We start from the raw sequence: 15150 nt of genomic DNA on the forward strand, positions 1-15150 counted from the left end.
AGCGCTAGTGCGTGACGCTTGTTCTTTATTGGCTTACTTCAGGCTCTGGCCCTTGGTTTCCGGCATGCGGATGAAAGTAATCAGCGTGATCACGGCGCCCGCCAGCACGTAGTAGAAGAACCAGCGTTCCATGCCCTTGCTTTGCAGCCAGGTCAGCAGATAGGGCGTGGTGCCTCCCAGCAGCGCCACGACCAGGTTGTACGGCGTGCCGATACCGACGGCGCGCACGCTGGTGGGGAACTGCTCGGACATGATGGCCGGCGCGATCGAGGTGTACATGGCGTACAGCACCAGGCCGAACAGTTCCACCGCCAGGATCGAACCGAACGAGGGGCCCAGCGTGGTCATCAGCGGATAGAAGAACACCAGGTAGCCGGCGGCGAAGAAGATCAGCTGCGGCTTGCGGCCGATGCGGTCGGACAGGATGCCGAACAGCGGCTGCACCAGCATGAACACGATCAGCGCGACGGTGTTGGCGGCGAACGCGGTCTTCGGGTCGGCGTGCACCTGGCGGATGGCGTAGGTGGGCACATAGGCCACGAAGATATAGAACGCGAACGTGGTCAGGATGGAAAAGCCCACGATGCGCAGCACTTCGCGCGGATGGTCGCGCAGCAAGGTGCGCAGCGGCTGCTTTTCGACGCCGGCCTTCTTGGCGTGCGAGAACGCCTCGGTTTCCGGGATCGAACGGCGGATCCACATGCCAGCCAGGCCGCCCAGTGCGCCCAGGAAGAACGGAATGCGCCAGCCCCAGGCGGCCATCTCGGCCTTGGTCAAGGTCGAGGTCAGCACCCAACCGATGGCGGACGCGGCCAGGATGCCGACGGCGGCGCTGAAGAACACGAAGCTGGAATAGAAGCCGCGCTTGTTGGGCGGCGCCATTTCCGCCAGGAAGGTCGTGGCCGAGGCATACTCTCCGCCCAGCGACAGGCCTTGCAACAGGCGCGCGGCGGTCAGCAGCAGCGGGGCGGCCAGGCCGATGGCGGCATAGGTGGGGGTGACGGCGATGATCAGCGAGCCGCCGGCCATCATCAGGATGGTCAGGCCCAGCGCGGCCTTGCGGCCATAGCGGTCGGAGAAAATGCCCAGCAGCCAGCCGCCCACCGGACGCATGAAGAAGCCCACGGCGAAAATGCCGAATGTGGCCAGCAGGGCCGTGGTTTCGTTGCCTTCGGGGAAGAACTGGCTGGAAAAGAAAATGGCGAAGGACGCGTAGATGGTCCAGTCGAACCATTCGACTGCATTGCCTACACTACCGGCCAGAATGGTGCGCGCGCGGGAGACGGGCGCGGGGCCGGCCGAGGCGGCTGCCCCCTGCGGCTTGCGCAGGGGCGCTGATGTGCTGCTCATGAAAACCTCAAATAAGAATTTATTTTTGGTCAAAAAGACCGTTTAATTTTATGTTTTTATCAATGCGCGAACGTTAATTTAATGAATATGGACACGTCAAGTAAGGGTAAGCCCCTAGCTCCGGGGCTGGACGACACCGATCTCGCCTGCCTGATCGCGCTGCAGGCGGACCCGCGCGCGTCCTGGCGCGAGCTGGGCGCGGCGACCGGCATCGCCGAGCGCACCGTCGCGCGCCGCCTCAAGCGGTTGATGGATGCCGACGCCTTGCGTGTCATCGCCGAACCCGATCCGCTGGCCACCGGCCGCGGCGTGGTGCTGCACGCCTGGGTGCGCTGCCGTTCGGGTCGCGTGCCGGAGGTGGCGGACCAGCTGGCGCGGCTGGATATCAGCCAGCTGGTGGTCACGCTGGCCGGCTCGGCCGACCTGATGGCCGAGCTGACCCTGGCGGACGCGGCCGACATGCCGGACGTGGTGACGCGCGTGCTGCCGTCGATCGAAGGCGTGGAACACGTGGAAGCGCGGCTGGTGCTGCGGCCGTTCCGGCGCGCCGGCCAGTGGCGCATCCAGGCCCAGGCGGATGGCGCCGCAGCCGAGCCCGCGCTGTCGCAGCCGCCCGCGGCCCTGACCGACGCTGAACAGCGCATGGTGGCCTACCTGATGCGCGATGGCCGCGCCAGCCTGGCGGAACTGGCCGAGCATGCCGGCGTCAGCGAACCCACCGCGCAGCGCCTGCTGCACAACATGGTGGAACGCCGCGCGCTGAGCTTCCGCGTGGAAGTGGAGCCGGCGCTGGTTGGCTTCCCGGTGGAGGCGGTGATTTCCGTGCAGGTGCGCCCGCAAGCCGTGGACGCGCTGGCCGCGCACCTGGCGCTGGATCCCAACACCCGTTGCCTGTTCGGCACCAGCGGCGCGTCGCAGCTGTTCTGGCACGTGTTGTGCCGCGACAGCCTGCATCTGTGGGATGTGGTGACGCGCCGCCTGGGCGAGCTGGACGGCGTGCTGAACAGCGAAGTCGGCGTGGTGATGCGGGCACACAAGCGCTGCGGCATTGTCCGCGCTGGCGCGCGGCTGGGGGCGGACGTTTAGCGGCGCCATCCCGGTCCCGGCCGATGCGGGACAGGACGCGAGCGCCTGTTCACCAGACCGCGGCGTCCGAACCCGGTGCCCGCAGATGCCGGGCGAAGCGCTGCGACAGGAACTCCACGAACGCGATGGTCTTGGCGGGCAGGTTCAGGCGTTCGGGGTAGAGCGCGTGGATGTCGGCGGGCGGCGTGCGCCAGTCGGCCAGCACCACGCGCAAGCGGCCGGCGCGCAGATGGTCCGCGGTTTCCCATTCCGAGCGCATCACGATGCCGTGGCCGTCCAGCGCCCATTCCAGGGCGCTTTGCCCGTCGTTGGAACTGAGCGGTCCGCGCACCTTCACGGTCTCCGCGCGCTGGCCCGATTCCAGGCGCCAGGTGCCATAGGCCACGTCGTTCTCGCGCACCACGATGCAGCGATGGCGTTGCAGGTCGCCCGGCGCGCGCGGTTCGCCATGCGTTTCCAGGTAGCGGGGCGAGGCGCATAGCAGCCGGCGGTTGGAGGCGATCTTGCGCGCGGTCAGGCGCGCGTCGGGCAGGTCGCCAAAGCGCACCGCCACGTCGAAGCCTTCCTCGATCAGGTTCAGCGGCCTGTCGGTCAGGCGCATCTGCACCTCCACTTCCGGGTATTGGCGCGCAAAGTCCGACACGGCGGGCACGATGTGGGCGCGGCCGAAGCCGAAGGTCGCGTTCAGCCGCAGCAGCCCCTGCGGGCGGGCGCGGGCGCTCGACACGGAACGTTCCAGCGCTTCCAGGTCCGTCAGGATGCGGCCGCCTTCGGCCAGATAAAGCTCGCCTTCCTGCGTGACGCTGACCCGGCGGGTGGTGCGGTTCAGCAGCCGCACGCCCAGGCGCTGTTCCAGCTTGGCCAGGCGCGTGCTGACCGCGGGCGGAGTCAGGCCCAGTTCGCGGGCGGCGGCGGACAGATTGCCGTGCTTGACCACCAGCGAAAAGAAGGCAAGGTCGGAGAGGGCGTCCATGAGCTTATTTATAAACTGAATTTAATAAAGCTTTATTCGGATCATTAATTATAAGAACCGGACCGGCTTATACACTGGGCTTACCACTACAGAGCCGCCTGGCGCGGCCAAACGAGGAGACCAGGAATGAAGATCAACATAGCGGCCGGCGCCTTGTGCGCGGCCATCGCCGCATCCTGTTGGACCCCGCCGGCCGCCGCCGACGCCTTTCCCCAGCGCGCCGTGACGCTCATCGTGCCATTCGCGCCCGGTGGCAGCGTGGACATCGCCGCGCGCCTGATCTCCGACGCCTGGGGCCGTGCGTTGGGGCAGAGCGTGGTGGTGGAGAACCGGGCCGGCGCCTCCGGCAATATCGGCATGGCCGCGGTGGCGCGCGCCGAGCCCAACGGCTACACGCTGGCCGTCAACACCATGTCGCTGGCCATCAACCCGGCGCTGTTCCAGAGCATGCCCTTCGACACGCGGAAGGACCTGCGTTCGGTCGGCACCATAGGGACTTCGCAGCACGTGCTGACGGTGACCAACACGCTGCCGGTGGCCAACGTGGGCGAGTTGCTGGCCTATGTGCGCGAGCGGCCCGCCAACGACCTGAGCTTCGGTTCGGCGGGCACCGGCAGCACCTTCCACATGGCCGCGGAACTGTTCAAGTCGGTCTCGAAGACGCAGATCCTGCATGTGCCGTACAAGGGCGGCGGCCCCGCCATGGTGGACACCATCAGCGGCCAGGTCCAGATGAGCTTTCCCGTGCTGTCCGCAGCCAAGCCGCAGGTCGACGGCAAGAAGCTCAAGGCGCTGGGCGTGACCGGTACCACGCGTTCGCCGCTCTTGCCCGACGTGCCCACCATCGCTGAATCCGGCCTGCCCGGCTACGAGTTCAACACCTGGTTCGTCATCAGCGCGCCCGCGGGTACGCCGCAAGCCGTGATCGATACCTTGAACGCCAAGCTGGAACAGGCTTTGCGTTCGCCGGAGCTGGCGCAACGCATGGGCCGCGAAGGCTTCGATCCGCTGATTTCCTCGCCCGCCAAGACCGACGCCATGGTGGCCGCCGAGATGACGCGCTGGGCCGGCATCGTCAAGGACGCCGGCATCCAGGCCAACTGATCGGGCCGCAAGACCCAACTACGAAGGACGCAAGACATGCCCGGCATGACGCTGTACGACAAACTGGTGGCCAGCCATGAGGTGGCCCGGATCGACGCGGAGCACATCCTGCTCTACGTCGACCTGCACATCATGAACGAGTACACCAGCCCGCAGGCCTTTAGCGGCCTGGCCGCGCGCGGCCGCCGTGTGCTGCGTCCCGGGCAGCAGATGGCGGTGGTGGACCACATCATTCCCACGCATCCGGTGCCGTCGGCGCTGCGCGTGATCGCCGACGATGCCTCGTCGCGCCAGGCGCTCAACCTCAAGCGCAATTGCGACGAACAGGGCATTGCGTTGTTCGACACCACCGACCCGCTGCAAGGTATCGAACATGTGATCGCGCCCGAGCACGGCATGATCCTGCCGGGCATGGTGGTGCTGTGCGGCGACAGCCACACCACCACCTACGGCGCGTTGGGCGCGCTGGGTTTCGGCATCGGCACATCCGAAGTCGAACACGTGCTGGCCACGCAGATGCTGGCGTACCGCGTGGCGCGCAACATGCGCATCCGCGTCGACGGCGCGCTGCCGGCCGGCGTCACCGCCAAGGACCTGGTGATCTGCATCGTGCATCGCATCGGCGCGCAGGGCGCGCGCGGCCACGCGGTGGAGTTCTGTGGCGAGGCGATAGCCGCGCTGTCCGCCGAGGCTCGCATGACCTTGTGCAACATGACGGTGGAGGCGGGCGCTCGCGCCGCGCTGATCGCGCCGGACGCCACCACTGAGGCCTACGTCGCCGCGCACGCGCCCGAACTGCAAGGCGAGACGCTGGCCCAGGCCCGCGCCTATTGGGCCACGCTACGCTCGGACGAGGACGCAGTGTTCGACGTGGAGCACGCGCTGGACGCCGGCGCGATCGCGCCCTTCGTCACCTGGGGCACCAGCCCGGACCAGGCCATGCCGGTGGACGGCGTGGTGCCGGACCCGCAGGCCGAGCCCGACGCGCTGGCGCGCCTGGCGCTGGAAAAAGCCATGGACTACATCGGCCTGACCCCGGGCACGCCGATAGCCGGCCTGCCAATAGACCGCGTGTTCATCGGCTCCTGCACCAACGGACGCATCGAGGATCTGCGCGCGGCAGCAGCCGTGGTGCGCGGCCGCAAGGTGGCCGCGGGGGTGCGGGCCATGGTGGTGCCCGGATCGGGCGCGGTGCGCGCGCAGGCCGAAGCCGAGGGCATCGCCGCGCAATTGATCGAGGCCGGCTTCGAATGGCGCCAGCCCGGCTGTTCCATGTGCCTGGCCATGAACGACGACGTGCTCAGCCCTGGCGAGCGCTGCGCCTCCACCACCAACCGTAATTTCGAAGGCCGGCAGGGGCGCGCGGGCCGCACGCACCTGATGAGTCCGGCCATGGCCGCCGCCGCCGCGCTGGCCGGCCGCATCGTCGACATTCGCGCCTGGGAGCAACACGCATGACCGCAACCATAGCCGGCGTCGCCGCGCCGCTGCCTTTTTCCAATCTGGACACCGACCAGATCATGCCCAAGCAGTTCCTGCGCATCATCGACAAGGCGGGGCTGGACCGGGGCTTGCTGCATGACCTGCGCTTTGACGCCAGCGGCGCGCCCAGGTCCGATTGCGTGCTGAACCAGCCCGCCTATGCCGGCGCGTCCATCGTGGTGGCGGGGCCGAACTTCGGCTGCGGTTCGAGCCGCGAGCATGCGGTGTGGGGCTTGCAGCAGTTCGGCATCCGCGCCGTGATCGCGCCCAGCTTCGGCGAGATCTTCTACTTCAATGCGGTCAACAATGGCCTGTTGCTGATCAGCCTGGCGCCGGCCGAGATCGACGCCTTGCTCGCGCGGGTGTCCAATGCGGATACCAACCGTCTCGGCATCGACGTGGCGGCCGGGCGCGTCGTCGCGGCGGACGGCTGGACGGCGACGTTCACGCTGCCCGAGCGGCAGCGCCGCATGTACGTCCAGGGGCAGGACATGGTGGGCGCATCATTGCAGCAGCTGGATGAAGTGGAACGTTTCGAGGCCCGCCATTGGGCGCGGCATCCCTGGATGAAAGACTTGGCGCGCCGCGTGCGCGACCGCCTGGACCGAGAGGCCGTATGACCGCATTTTTTGACCTGCCCGTACGCCGCATCGCCGCCAATGGCATAGAGATCGCCGCGCGTGTCGACGGTTCGGGCCCGCCGCTGCTGTTGCTGCATGGACATCCCCAGACCCACGCCATCTGGCACCGCGTCTGGCCGGAGCTGACCCGCCACCGCACTTGCGTGGCGGCAGACCTGCGCGGCTACGGAGACAGCGACAAACCTGCTGCGTCCGCGGACCATTCGGCGCATTCCAAGCGCGCGATGGCGGCCGACATGATCGGGTTGATGCGCGCCTTGGGTCACGAGCGCTTCGAGGTGCTGGCGCACGATCGCGGCGCGCGGGTGGCGCACCGGCTGGCGCTGGATCATCCCGCCGCCGTCAGCCGCATGATGCTGCTGGACATCGCGCCCACGCTGGACATGTACGAAGGCACCACGCGCGCCTTCGCCCAGGCCTATTTCCACTGGTTCTGGCTGATCCAGCCTGCGCCCATGCCCGAAACCATGATCGAGCGCGACCCGGTGTTCTACCTGCGTTCCGTGATGGGTGGACGGCCCGGCGGGCTGGCGCACTTTTCCGCCGAGGCCATGGCCGAATACGAGCGCGCCGCGCGCCTGCCCGGCTGGGCCACCGGCCTCTGCGAGGACTACCGCGCTTCCGCCACGCTGGACCTGGAGCACGACCGCGCCGGCCGCGCCGCTGGCGAGCGCCTGCGCATGCCCTTGCGGGCGCTGTGGGGCGAGCGCGGCGCGGTAGGCCGGAATTTCGACGTGCTGGCGCTGTGGCGGGCGGTGGCGGAGGACGTGTCCGGCGGTCCGCTGCCGGGCGCGCACTATCTGGCCGAAGAGTGCCCGGACGCCCTGCTGGCGCAGGCGGCGGAGTTTTTCGGCTGGCGCTGACGCGCTCTGCGAGCCTGGTGCCCGCGCTTAGCACCGCGGGCGCGGACAGATGTTGAAGTCCGGGCAGGACATAGGGCCTTCTAAAAGGGGACGCACTCCGGGTGTTAACCTAGGCCCAATGAATCAGCACCACGTCGACCTCTCCAAAATTCCCGAGCCCGAAGACGCGCAACGCGCCTTCAAAGCCACGGATTCCCCCTGCGTGGCGGTCTGCTCCACCCTGTTTGACGACATCTGCCGCGGCTGCGGCCGCACGGCCATGGAAGTCGCCAACTGGGTCTTCATGACGGAAGAGGAAAAGCGCGAAGTCTGGGTGCGCATCACGGCGCAAGGGTATCCCCGCCGCAACAACTAGCACCCGGCCGCGCAGGCCGTCTTGGGCATGTCACATGGCGCGGGCTAAATCGCGCTATTGCCCACTTCCGGCTCCATCATGCGCATCGTCCTGGTCACGGATGCCTGGCATCCGCAAGTCAATGGCGTCGTCCGCACCTGGACGACCATGCAGCAGATCCTCGGCGAATGGGGCCACGAGCTGATCGTGGTGAACCCGCAGGGCAGCCGCACCGTGCCGGCGCCCTCCGAGCCGGACCTGCGGCTGTGTCTGCAGCCCGGCCGCCAATTGCGCCGCATCCTGGGCGATATCGTGCCCGACGCCCTGCACATCGCCACCGAAGGTCCGCTGGGCCTGGCCGCGCGCCGCATGGCGCTGGCGCGGGGCTGGCGCTTTACGACCTCGTTCCACACCATGTTCCCGGACTACCTGCAGGCGCGCATGGGCATCCCGGCGGCCTTGCCGTGGCGCTATCTGCGCTGGTTCCACCGGCCCTCGCAGCGCGTGCTGGTGCCCACCCCCACGGTGCGCGACGTGCTGGCGCGGCGCGGCCTGGCGAACTTGCAGATCTGGTCGCGTGGCGTGGACCCGCGCAAGTTCCAACCGGGCGCCGACCAGGCCTTCCCCGATCTGCCCCGTCCCGTATTCCTGAGCGTGGGCCGCGTGGCGCGGGAAAAGAACCTGGACGCCTTCTTGTCGCTGGATCTGCCCGGCAGCAAGGTGGTGGTGGGCGCGGGGCCGGATGAGGCGCGGTTGAAGAAGCGCTTTCCCGGCGCTGTCTTCCTGGGCATGCGGCATGACGAAGCGCTGCCAGCGCTTTATGGATCCGCCGACGTCTTCGTGTTTCCCAGCCTGACGGACACCTTCGGCCTGGTCATGCTGGAGGCCATGGCCTGCGGCACGCCGGTGGCCGCCTTCCGCAGCGAGGCGCCGTTGGCGGTGGTGGCCCAGGGCGTCACCGGATTCCTGGACGAGGACCTGGCCCACGCCTGCCGCGCGGCCCTGTCGCTGGACCGCCACGCGGTGCGCGAACATGCGCTGACGCGCAGCTGGGACTCGGTTGCCTCGACCCTGCTGGCTGCACTGGTGCCCTTGGACGGGAGCGCCCGTGGCGTGGAACACGCGGAGGTATCGTGCGTGCCCGAAGGGGCCGCGCTGGCGAGGCGGCCTGGCGGCGAAATGCCCGCCAGGGAGCCAGGGGTTTGATCCCTGGCGCACGGTTCCCGGGTACAATGCCCGGCAATCCTGAGGAGCGTTGCGACGACCCTGCGGTTCCCGCCAGCTTGTACGGCTGCGGAACCAGGCTCGCCAGGCTCAGGAATCCTTGTTCAAGCGGCGCGCCTTGCGCGGCGCTACAGCAACGGCGCTCACCTTTGTCGCATATGGCGGGAAAGGCGAGCACTCGACCATCGTGGTGTCTTCGCGTTGTCCGGCCATATCGTGCGCCGTTCGTATTTCACGTGGAGCCTACACACCATGAATGCTGTGACCGATAAATCCTTCTCCGACTACCTCGTCGCCGACATGTCGCTGGCCGGCTGGGGCCGCCGCGAACTCGCCATCGCCGAAACCGAAATGCCCGGCCTGATGGCCATCCGCGAGGAATTCGCCGCCAAGCAGCCGCTCAAGGGCGCGCGCATCGCCGGTAGCCTGCACATGACCATCCAGACCGGCGTGCTGATCGAAACGCTGGTGGCGCTGGGCGCCGAAGTGCGCTGGGCCTCATGCAACATCTTCTCCACGCAGGACCACGCCGCCGCCGCCATCGCCGCGTCGGGCACGCCGGTTTTCGCCGTCAAGGGCGAAACGCTGGAAGAGTACTGGCAGTACACCCACAAGATCTTCGAATGGCCCAATGGCGAAAACGCCAACATGATCCTCGACGACGGCGGCGACGCCACCTTGATGCTGCACCTGGGCACCAAGGCTGAAAAGGACCTCTCGGTGCTGGCCAACCCGGGCAGCGACGAAGAGCGCATCCTGTTCGCCGCCATCAAGGAAACCCTCAAGCGCGATCCCAAGTGGTACTCGACCCGCCTGGCCCTGATCAAGGGCGTGACGGAAGAAACCACCACCGGCGTGCACCGCCTGTACCAGATGTCGCAGAAGGGCGAGCTGGCCTTTGCCGCCATCAACGTCAACGACTCGGTCACCAAGTCCAAGTTCGACAACCTGTACGGCTGCCGCGAATCGCTGGTCGACGGCATCAAGCGCGCCACTGACGTGATGGTCGCCGGCAAGGTTGCCGTCGTGGCCGGCTACGGCGACGTGGGCAAGGGCTGCGCCCAGGCGCTGGTCGCGCTGCGCGCCCAGGTCTGGGTCACCGAAGTCGATCCGATCTGCGCCCTGCAGGCCGCCATGGAAGGCTTCAAGGTCGTGACCATGGAAGAGGCCGCCGCCCACGGTGACATCTTCGTCACGGCCACCGGCAACTACCACGTCATCACGCGTGAGCACATGAACGCCATGAAGGACCAGGCCATCGTGTGCAACATCGGCCACTTCGACAACGAGATCGACGTCGCCAGCCTGGCCGACTGCAAGTGGGAAGAAATCAAGCCGCAAGTCGACCACGTCATCTTCCCGGACGGCAAGCGCATCATCCTGCTGGCCCAGGGCCGCCTGGTGAACCTGGGTTGCGCCACCGGCCACCCCTCGTTCGTGATGTCGTCCTCGTTCGCCAACCAGACGATCGCCCAGATCGAGCTGTTCACGCGCAACGAAGCCTACACCTCGGGCCAGGTCTACGTGCTGCCCAAGCACCTGGACGAGAAGGTCGCCCGCCTGCACCTGAAGAAGCTGGGCGTGAAGCTCACGACCCTGCGCCAGGACCAGGCCGACTACATCAACGTGCCGGTGGCAGGCCCCTACAAGCCCGAGCACTACCGCTATTGATGGTTGTAGCAAAATAGGGAAGTGCCGCGCCACGTCGGCGCGGGCTTTCCGGCCTGCAGGATCCCTGCCGCGAACGTATCGCCGCGGTAGGGCCGGCAGGCTCACAACAGGAGATCGAACATGGCCTTGATACTCGTCTGGATCCTGAACGCGGTGGCCTTGCTGGCCGTTGCCTACCTGCTGCCCGGCATCACCGTGGCCAGCTTCGGATCGGCGCTCATCGCCGCGCTGGTGCTGGGCCTGGTCAACATGCTGGTCAAGCCGGTGCTGGTGCTGCTGACGCTGCCCATCACGATCGTCACTCTCGGTCTCTTCCTCATCGTCATCAACGCCTTGTTGTTCTGGTTCGTCGGCTCCGTGCTGAAGGGCTTCCAGGTCAACGGGTTCTGGTGGGCCGTGGGCGGTGCAATCCTGTACAGCATCATCTCTGGCCTGCTTACCAAACTGATCCCCTGATGTCTGACTCGACTACTCCCGCCTTCAGCCTGGAATTCTTTCCCCCGCGCGATCTGGCCGGCCAAGAGCGGCTGGTGCGCGCGGCCAAGCAGATGCTGGCCATCCAGCCCAAGTACGTCAGCGTGACCTTCGGCGCGGGTGGTTCCACGCGCGCCGGCACGGCGGACGCCGTGCGCACGCTGCGCAACCTGGGCTGCGAGGCGGCGCCGCACCTTTCGTGCGTCGGCGCCACGCGCCAGGACCTGCGGGACATTCTCCAGGCCTACAAGAACGACGGCGTGCGGCGCGTGGTGGCCCTGCGCGGCGACCTGCCCTCGGGCATGGGCGGCGATGCGGGCGAACTGCGCTACGCCAATGAGCTGGTGTCGTTCATCCGCGAGGAAACGGGCGACTGGTTCCACATCGAAGTGGCGGCCTATCCCGAAATGCACCCCCAGGCGGCCAGCCCCTCGGCCGACCTGGACCATTTCGTGAGCAAGGTGAAAGCCGGCGCCGATGCGGCCATCACGCAGTACTTCTTCAACGCCGACGCCTATTTCGACTTTGTCGACCGGGCCCAGGCCAAGGGCGTGAACGTGCCCATCGTGCCGGGCATCATGCCCATCACGAACCACACGCAGCTGCTGCGCTTCTCGGAAATGTGCGGCGCGGAAGTGCCGCGCTGGATCCGCCTGCGCCTGGCCGAGTTCGGCGACGACAAGGCTTCCATCCGCGCCTTCGGCGTGGACGTGGTGACCGAGCTGTGCCAGACGCTGCTGGACAACGGCGCGCCGGGCGTGCATTTCTACACTTTGAACCACGCGGAAGCGCCCATGGCCGTGTGGAAGGAACTGTCGCTGCAGGCATAGCGGCGGCGCGTTTGGCAACCGCCATAAAGGCCAAGCCCACCCGCAAGGGTGGGCTTTTCTTTGGGCGCGCGCTGGCCGCTTACTCCGGCTGGATGCCCGCCTGCCGGATCTGTTGGCCCCAAGCGTCGTATTGGGACCGCACGAACTGCTGCAGCGGTTCGCCCGTGGCCAGATCGGGCTCCATGCCCATGGCGCGCAGCTTTTCCTGGATCGCGGGCTCGCGCATCGTGGCCGTCAGTTGCTCGGACCACCACTGTGCGGCCTCGGGCGCCAGTCCGCCGGGGCCGGCCACGCCGATCCAGCCGGTCAGGTCCAGGCTGCCCATGCCCAGTTCCTGGGCGGTGGGCACGGCCGGCAGGATGGTCGAACGCTTGTTGGAAACGAGGGCCACGGCGTTCAGGTTCTTGGCGCGGATCTGGGGCAGCACGGCCCCCAGGTCGGCCGCCACGAAATCGATACGCCCTCCCAGCAGGTCGGTGATGGCTGCCGGTTGGCCCTTATAGGGCACGGCCAGCACGTCGGCGCCCGCAGCGCGGCTGAACGCCGCCGCGACGACCTGACCCGTGCCCGAGCCATAGCCGCTGGTCACCGAGTTTGGCTTCTCCTTGGCCGCCGCCACCAGCTGGCGCGCATCGCCATGCTGGCCGGCGGCGCGGGTGACGATGACCACGTCGAAGCGCACCACGCGTCCCACCTGGGTGAAGTCCTTCATGGCGTCATAGCGCTGGAAGGCCTTGGACAAGTAGGGGCCGGACGAACTGGTGGCGCTGGAACTCGGCATCATGGTGTAGCCGTCGGGCGCGGCGCGCGCCACGGTGTCCACGCCCAGCACGCCCAGCGCGCCGGGCTTGTTCTCGACGATGATCTGCGCGCCGCTGCGGGCGCGGATATCGTCGACCACCACGCGCGAGACGTTGTCGATGGTGCTGCCGGCGGGAAAGCCGACCACGAAGTGTATGGGCTTGTCCGCCTGCGGGTAGCCGGGGGCCGCGCCTGCCAGGGACGGCAGGCACAGCGCGGCGGCGATCAGGGCGGATTGGATGTTGTTTTTCATGTCTGTCTCCTCGTGCTTGGAACCTGGGCTCAGGCGGCCCGGCCGGCCTGGACTTCCGCCAGGATTTCGGCTGTGTGTTCGCCCAGTCCGGGCGGGTGCCGCCGGATATCCGCCGGCGTGCGGCTGAAGCTGACTGGCAGGCCTGCCTGGATCAGGCGCCCTTCGGTGGGGTGCTCGGATTCATGCCAGAAGCCGGTGGCCCGCAGGTGCGGATCGGCCAGCAATTCCTCGAAGCCATTGACCGGCGCGTAGGGGATGTCGGCGCTCGCCAGCAGTTCGATCCATTGCGCGGTGGTGCGCGTGCCCAACACGCTTTCGACATAGCTGTACAGCTCGGGGAAATGCTTGCTGCGGCTGTTGAGCGTCAGGTAGCGCGGGTCCTGCGCCATCTCGGGGTTGCCGGCCAGCGCGAAGAAGCGCTGCCATTGCGGCGTGGTGTAAGGCACCACGCTCATGTAGCCGTCCTGGGTGCGGAAGGGGCGGCGGTACTCGTTGAGCAGGCGCGTGTAGCCCGCCGGCCCTTCGGGAGGCACGAAGGTCAGCCCGGCCAGATGTTCGGGCGCCAGGAAGGCCACCATGCATTCGAACATCGGCACTTCCACGGCCTGGCCGCCCGCGCCGCGTTCACGCGCCAACAGCGCGCTGGTCACGGCGTTGGCCACGTACAGCGCCACGACCTTGTCGGCGACCACGGAGTTGACATAGCGCGGCGCCTCGGCGCCCGCGCCGCCCTGCAGCCAGGCCATGCCGGACGCGGCCTGGATGGTGTCGTCGATGGCGGCGCGTCCGGCGTAAGGGCCTTGCTCCGAATAGCCGTAGCAGGCGCAATAGACCAGCTCGGGAAAGCGGGGCTGCAGCGTCGCGTAGTCCAGGCCCAGGCGGCGCATGGCTGGGGCGCGCATATTGGAGATGAAGACGTCGGCGCCGCCGATCAGCGCGTCCAGCTGCGCGCGGCCTTCGGCGGTCTTGGCATCGATCACCGCGCTGCGCTTGTTGCGGTTCAGGTTCAGATGGGTATGGCTCATGGCGGCGTGGCGCTGGGGCGTGACGTGGCGGAACACGTCGCCCTCGGCGGATTCCACCTTGATCACGTCGGCGCCCATGTCGCCCAGCATCTGGGTGGCCATGGGTCCCATGCCGACGCTGGTCATGTCGATGACGCGTATGCCGTGCAGTGGTCCGGGCATGGTCAGTCCTCCCCCAGCAGGCGGCGCGCCAGGCGCAGGTGCGGGCGGTCGATCATCTTGCCGTCCAGCCGCAAGGTCCCCGCGCCCGGGTTTGCGGCGAAGGCCGCGATCACCGCACGGGCCCACTGCAACTGGCCGTCGTTTGGACTCAGCGCGGCGTTGATGGCATCGACGTGGCGCGGATGGATCGCCATCTTGCCGACGAAACCGTCGCGGAACGCCTCGCCGGCCTCGGCCGCGAGCACATCGGGCGCGTCCAGATCGACGCAGACCGTGTCGATCGCGCGCACGCCGGCGGCCGCGGCGGACATCAGGCACAGCGAGCGCGCCAGGCGGAAGGGCTCCGTGTAGCGGCCCGCGTCGCGGTTACGCAGCGCACCGACGTCGGCGGCCAGGTCTTCCGCGCCCCAGGACAGTCCCCACAGCCGGGGCGTGGCATCGCGGTAGTCGTGCAGCCCGAACAGGGATTGCGCGGTTTCGGTGACGATGGCGAGGATGCGGGTGGCGCCGGACGCCGTATTGGCGGCGGCCTCGAAAGCGTCCAGATAGTGCGACAGGTGCAGCAGGTCGGCACGGCCGGCGCACTTGGGCAGCACGATGCCGTAAGGAGCGGTAGGCATCACCGCGGCCAGGTCGGCCAGGGCGTCGCCGCTGTCGAGCGCGTTGATGCGTACCCACAGCTGCTTGGCCGGCGCGCCACGCTCCAGCATGGCGCGGACTTCCGCGCGCGCCGCTGGCTTCCGGTCCGGGGCGACGGAGTCTTCCAGGTCCAGGATCAGGGCATCGGCGGCGCTGGCGGATGCGTGATCGAATTTGCGCCCGGAATCGCCGGGTACGAACAACAGGGAGCGGGTCATCATGGTCCTCCTGGGCGGCG

15 protein-coding genes and 1 riboswitch are annotated in these 15150 nt (G+C 67.8%); of the genes, 10 read left to right on the forward strand and 5 right to left on the reverse strand.

Annotated features, from left to right (window positions below):
* Nucleotides 1-33: 33 nt before the first annotated feature.
* Nucleotides 34-1350, reverse strand: a complete 1317-nt coding sequence (locus AC3WOB_RS00990; RefSeq protein WP_013396822.1) for an MFS transporter — start codon at nt 1348-1350, stop codon at nt 34-36.
* Between the two features lie 81 nt (nt 1351-1431).
* On the opposite strand from AC3WOB_RS00990, the gene AC3WOB_RS00995 reads away from it, so the two are divergent.
* Nucleotides 1432-2436 (forward strand): Lrp/AsnC family transcriptional regulator, encoded by a 1005-nt coding sequence (locus AC3WOB_RS00995; RefSeq protein WP_492273923.1) that lies wholly within the window; start codon nt 1432-1434, stop codon nt 2434-2436.
* Nucleotides 2437-2485: 49 nt separating this feature from the next.
* Here AC3WOB_RS00995 and AC3WOB_RS01000 read toward each other — a convergent pair whose 3' ends face one another.
* A complete protein-coding gene (locus AC3WOB_RS01000) occupies nt 2486-3409 on the reverse strand; it encodes a LysR family transcriptional regulator (RefSeq protein WP_492273924.1) in 924 nt (307 codons plus the stop codon).
* Between the two features lie 126 nt (nt 3410-3535).
* Here AC3WOB_RS01000 and AC3WOB_RS01005 point away from each other — a divergent pair, with 126 nt between their 5' ends.
* From AC3WOB_RS01005 to metF, 9 genes are all read left to right on the forward strand, one after another.
* A complete protein-coding gene (locus AC3WOB_RS01005) occupies nt 3536-4513 on the forward strand; it encodes a tripartite tricarboxylate transporter substrate binding protein (protein WP_492273925.1) in 978 nt (325 codons plus the stop codon).
* A gap of 36 nt (nt 4514-4549) precedes the next feature.
* A complete protein-coding gene (gene leuC, locus AC3WOB_RS01010) occupies nt 4550-5971 on the forward strand; it encodes a 3-isopropylmalate dehydratase large subunit (protein WP_492273926.1) in 1422 nt (473 codons plus the stop codon).
* Nucleotides 5968-6615: a 3-isopropylmalate dehydratase small subunit gene (gene leuD / locus AC3WOB_RS01015; RefSeq protein ID WP_492273927.1), complete on the forward strand. Its 648-nt coding sequence runs from the start codon at nt 5968-5970 to the stop codon at nt 6613-6615. The genes leuC and leuD overlap by 4 nt, the downstream gene beginning before the upstream one ends.
* Nucleotides 6612-7499, forward strand: coding sequence for an alpha/beta fold hydrolase (locus tag AC3WOB_RS01020; protein WP_492273928.1), 888 nt, complete (start codon nt 6612-6614; stop codon nt 7497-7499). Before leuD ends, AC3WOB_RS01020 begins: the two co-directional genes overlap by 4 nt.
* A gap of 118 nt (nt 7500-7617) precedes the next feature.
* Nucleotides 7618-7854: a DUF1289 domain-containing protein gene (locus AC3WOB_RS01025; protein ID WP_013396815.1), complete on the forward strand. Its 237-nt coding sequence runs from the start codon at nt 7618-7620 to the stop codon at nt 7852-7854.
* A gap of 78 nt (nt 7855-7932) precedes the next feature.
* A complete protein-coding gene (locus AC3WOB_RS01030) occupies nt 7933-9039 on the forward strand; it encodes a glycosyltransferase family 4 protein (protein WP_013396814.1) in 1107 nt (368 codons plus the stop codon).
* Between the two features lie 35 nt (nt 9040-9074).
* A riboswitch (S-adenosyl-L-homocysteine riboswitch) is annotated at nt 9075-9209 on the forward strand.
* Nucleotides 9210-9309: 100 nt separating this feature from the next.
* Nucleotides 9310-10728 (forward strand): adenosylhomocysteinase, encoded by a 1419-nt coding sequence (gene ahcY / locus AC3WOB_RS01035; RefSeq protein WP_013396813.1) that lies wholly within the window; start codon nt 9310-9312, stop codon nt 10726-10728.
* Nucleotides 10729-10848: 120 nt separating this feature from the next.
* Nucleotides 10849-11184, forward strand: a complete 336-nt coding sequence (locus tag AC3WOB_RS01040; protein WP_006389784.1) for a phage holin family protein — start codon at nt 10849-10851, stop codon at nt 11182-11184.
* On the forward strand, nt 11184-12032 hold the full coding sequence (gene metF, locus AC3WOB_RS01045) for a methylenetetrahydrofolate reductase [NAD(P)H] (protein WP_492273929.1): 849 nt from the start codon (nt 11184-11186) through the stop codon (nt 12030-12032). Before AC3WOB_RS01040 ends, metF begins: the two co-directional genes overlap by 1 nt.
* A gap of 79 nt (nt 12033-12111) precedes the next feature.
* Here the strand turns inward: metF and AC3WOB_RS01050 are convergent, their stop codons facing one another.
* From AC3WOB_RS01050 to AC3WOB_RS01060, 3 genes are read right to left on the reverse strand one after another with little or no spacing between them, the layout of a single operon-like run.
* Entirely contained in the window at nt 12112-13086 is a 975-nt protein-coding gene (locus tag AC3WOB_RS01050; protein WP_013396811.1) for a Bug family tripartite tricarboxylate transporter substrate binding protein, read from the reverse strand.
* Between the two features lie 29 nt (nt 13087-13115).
* Nucleotides 13116-14273, reverse strand: coding sequence for a CaiB/BaiF CoA transferase family protein (locus tag AC3WOB_RS01055; RefSeq protein ID WP_013396810.1), 1158 nt, complete (start codon nt 14271-14273; stop codon nt 13116-13118).
* A gap of 2 nt (nt 14274-14275) precedes the next feature.
* Nucleotides 14276-15133, reverse strand: coding sequence for an HpcH/HpaI aldolase/citrate lyase family protein (locus AC3WOB_RS01060; protein ID WP_492273930.1), 858 nt, complete (start codon nt 15131-15133; stop codon nt 14276-14278).
* Nucleotides 15134-15150 lie beyond the last annotated feature (17 nt).

The organism is Achromobacter sp. FW305-C-30-7 (assembly GCF_058783105.1).

Coding starts and splice junctions, on each gene's coding strand:
- AC3WOB_RS00990 (WP_013396822.1), bottom strand. CDS start 1,350: ATGAGCAGCACATCAGCGCCCCTGCGCAAGCCGCAGGGGGCAGCCGCC.
- AC3WOB_RS00995 (WP_492273923.1), top strand. CDS start 1,432: ATGAATATGGACACGTCAAGTAAGGGTAAGCCCCTAGCTCCGGGGCTG.
- AC3WOB_RS01000 (WP_492273924.1), bottom strand. CDS start 3,409: ATGGACGCCCTCTCCGACCTTGCCTTCTTTTCGCTGGTGGTCAAGCAC.
- AC3WOB_RS01005 (WP_492273925.1), top strand. CDS start 3,536: ATGAAGATCAACATAGCGGCCGGCGCCTTGTGCGCGGCCATCGCCGCA.
- leuC (WP_492273926.1), top strand. CDS start 4,550: ATGCCCGGCATGACGCTGTACGACAAACTGGTGGCCAGCCATGAGGTG.
- leuD (WP_492273927.1), top strand. CDS start 5,968: ATGACCGCAACCATAGCCGGCGTCGCCGCGCCGCTGCCTTTTTCCAAT.
- AC3WOB_RS01020 (WP_492273928.1), top strand. CDS start 6,612: ATGACCGCATTTTTTGACCTGCCCGTACGCCGCATCGCCGCCAATGGC.
- AC3WOB_RS01025 (WP_013396815.1), top strand. CDS start 7,618: ATGAATCAGCACCACGTCGACCTCTCCAAAATTCCCGAGCCCGAAGAC.
- AC3WOB_RS01030 (WP_013396814.1), top strand. CDS start 7,933: ATGCGCATCGTCCTGGTCACGGATGCCTGGCATCCGCAAGTCAATGGC.
- ahcY (WP_013396813.1), top strand. CDS start 9,310: ATGAATGCTGTGACCGATAAATCCTTCTCCGACTACCTCGTCGCCGAC.
- AC3WOB_RS01040 (WP_006389784.1), top strand. CDS start 10,849: ATGGCCTTGATACTCGTCTGGATCCTGAACGCGGTGGCCTTGCTGGCC.
- metF (WP_492273929.1), top strand. CDS start 11,184: ATGTCTGACTCGACTACTCCCGCCTTCAGCCTGGAATTCTTTCCCCCG.
- AC3WOB_RS01050 (WP_013396811.1), bottom strand. CDS start 13,086: ATGAAAAACAACATCCAATCCGCCCTGATCGCCGCCGCGCTGTGCCTG.
- AC3WOB_RS01055 (WP_013396810.1), bottom strand. CDS start 14,273: ATGCCCGGACCACTGCACGGCATACGCGTCATCGACATGACCAGCGTC.
- AC3WOB_RS01060 (WP_492273930.1), bottom strand. CDS start 15,133: ATGATGACCCGCTCCCTGTTGTTCGTACCCGGCGATTCCGGGCGCAAA.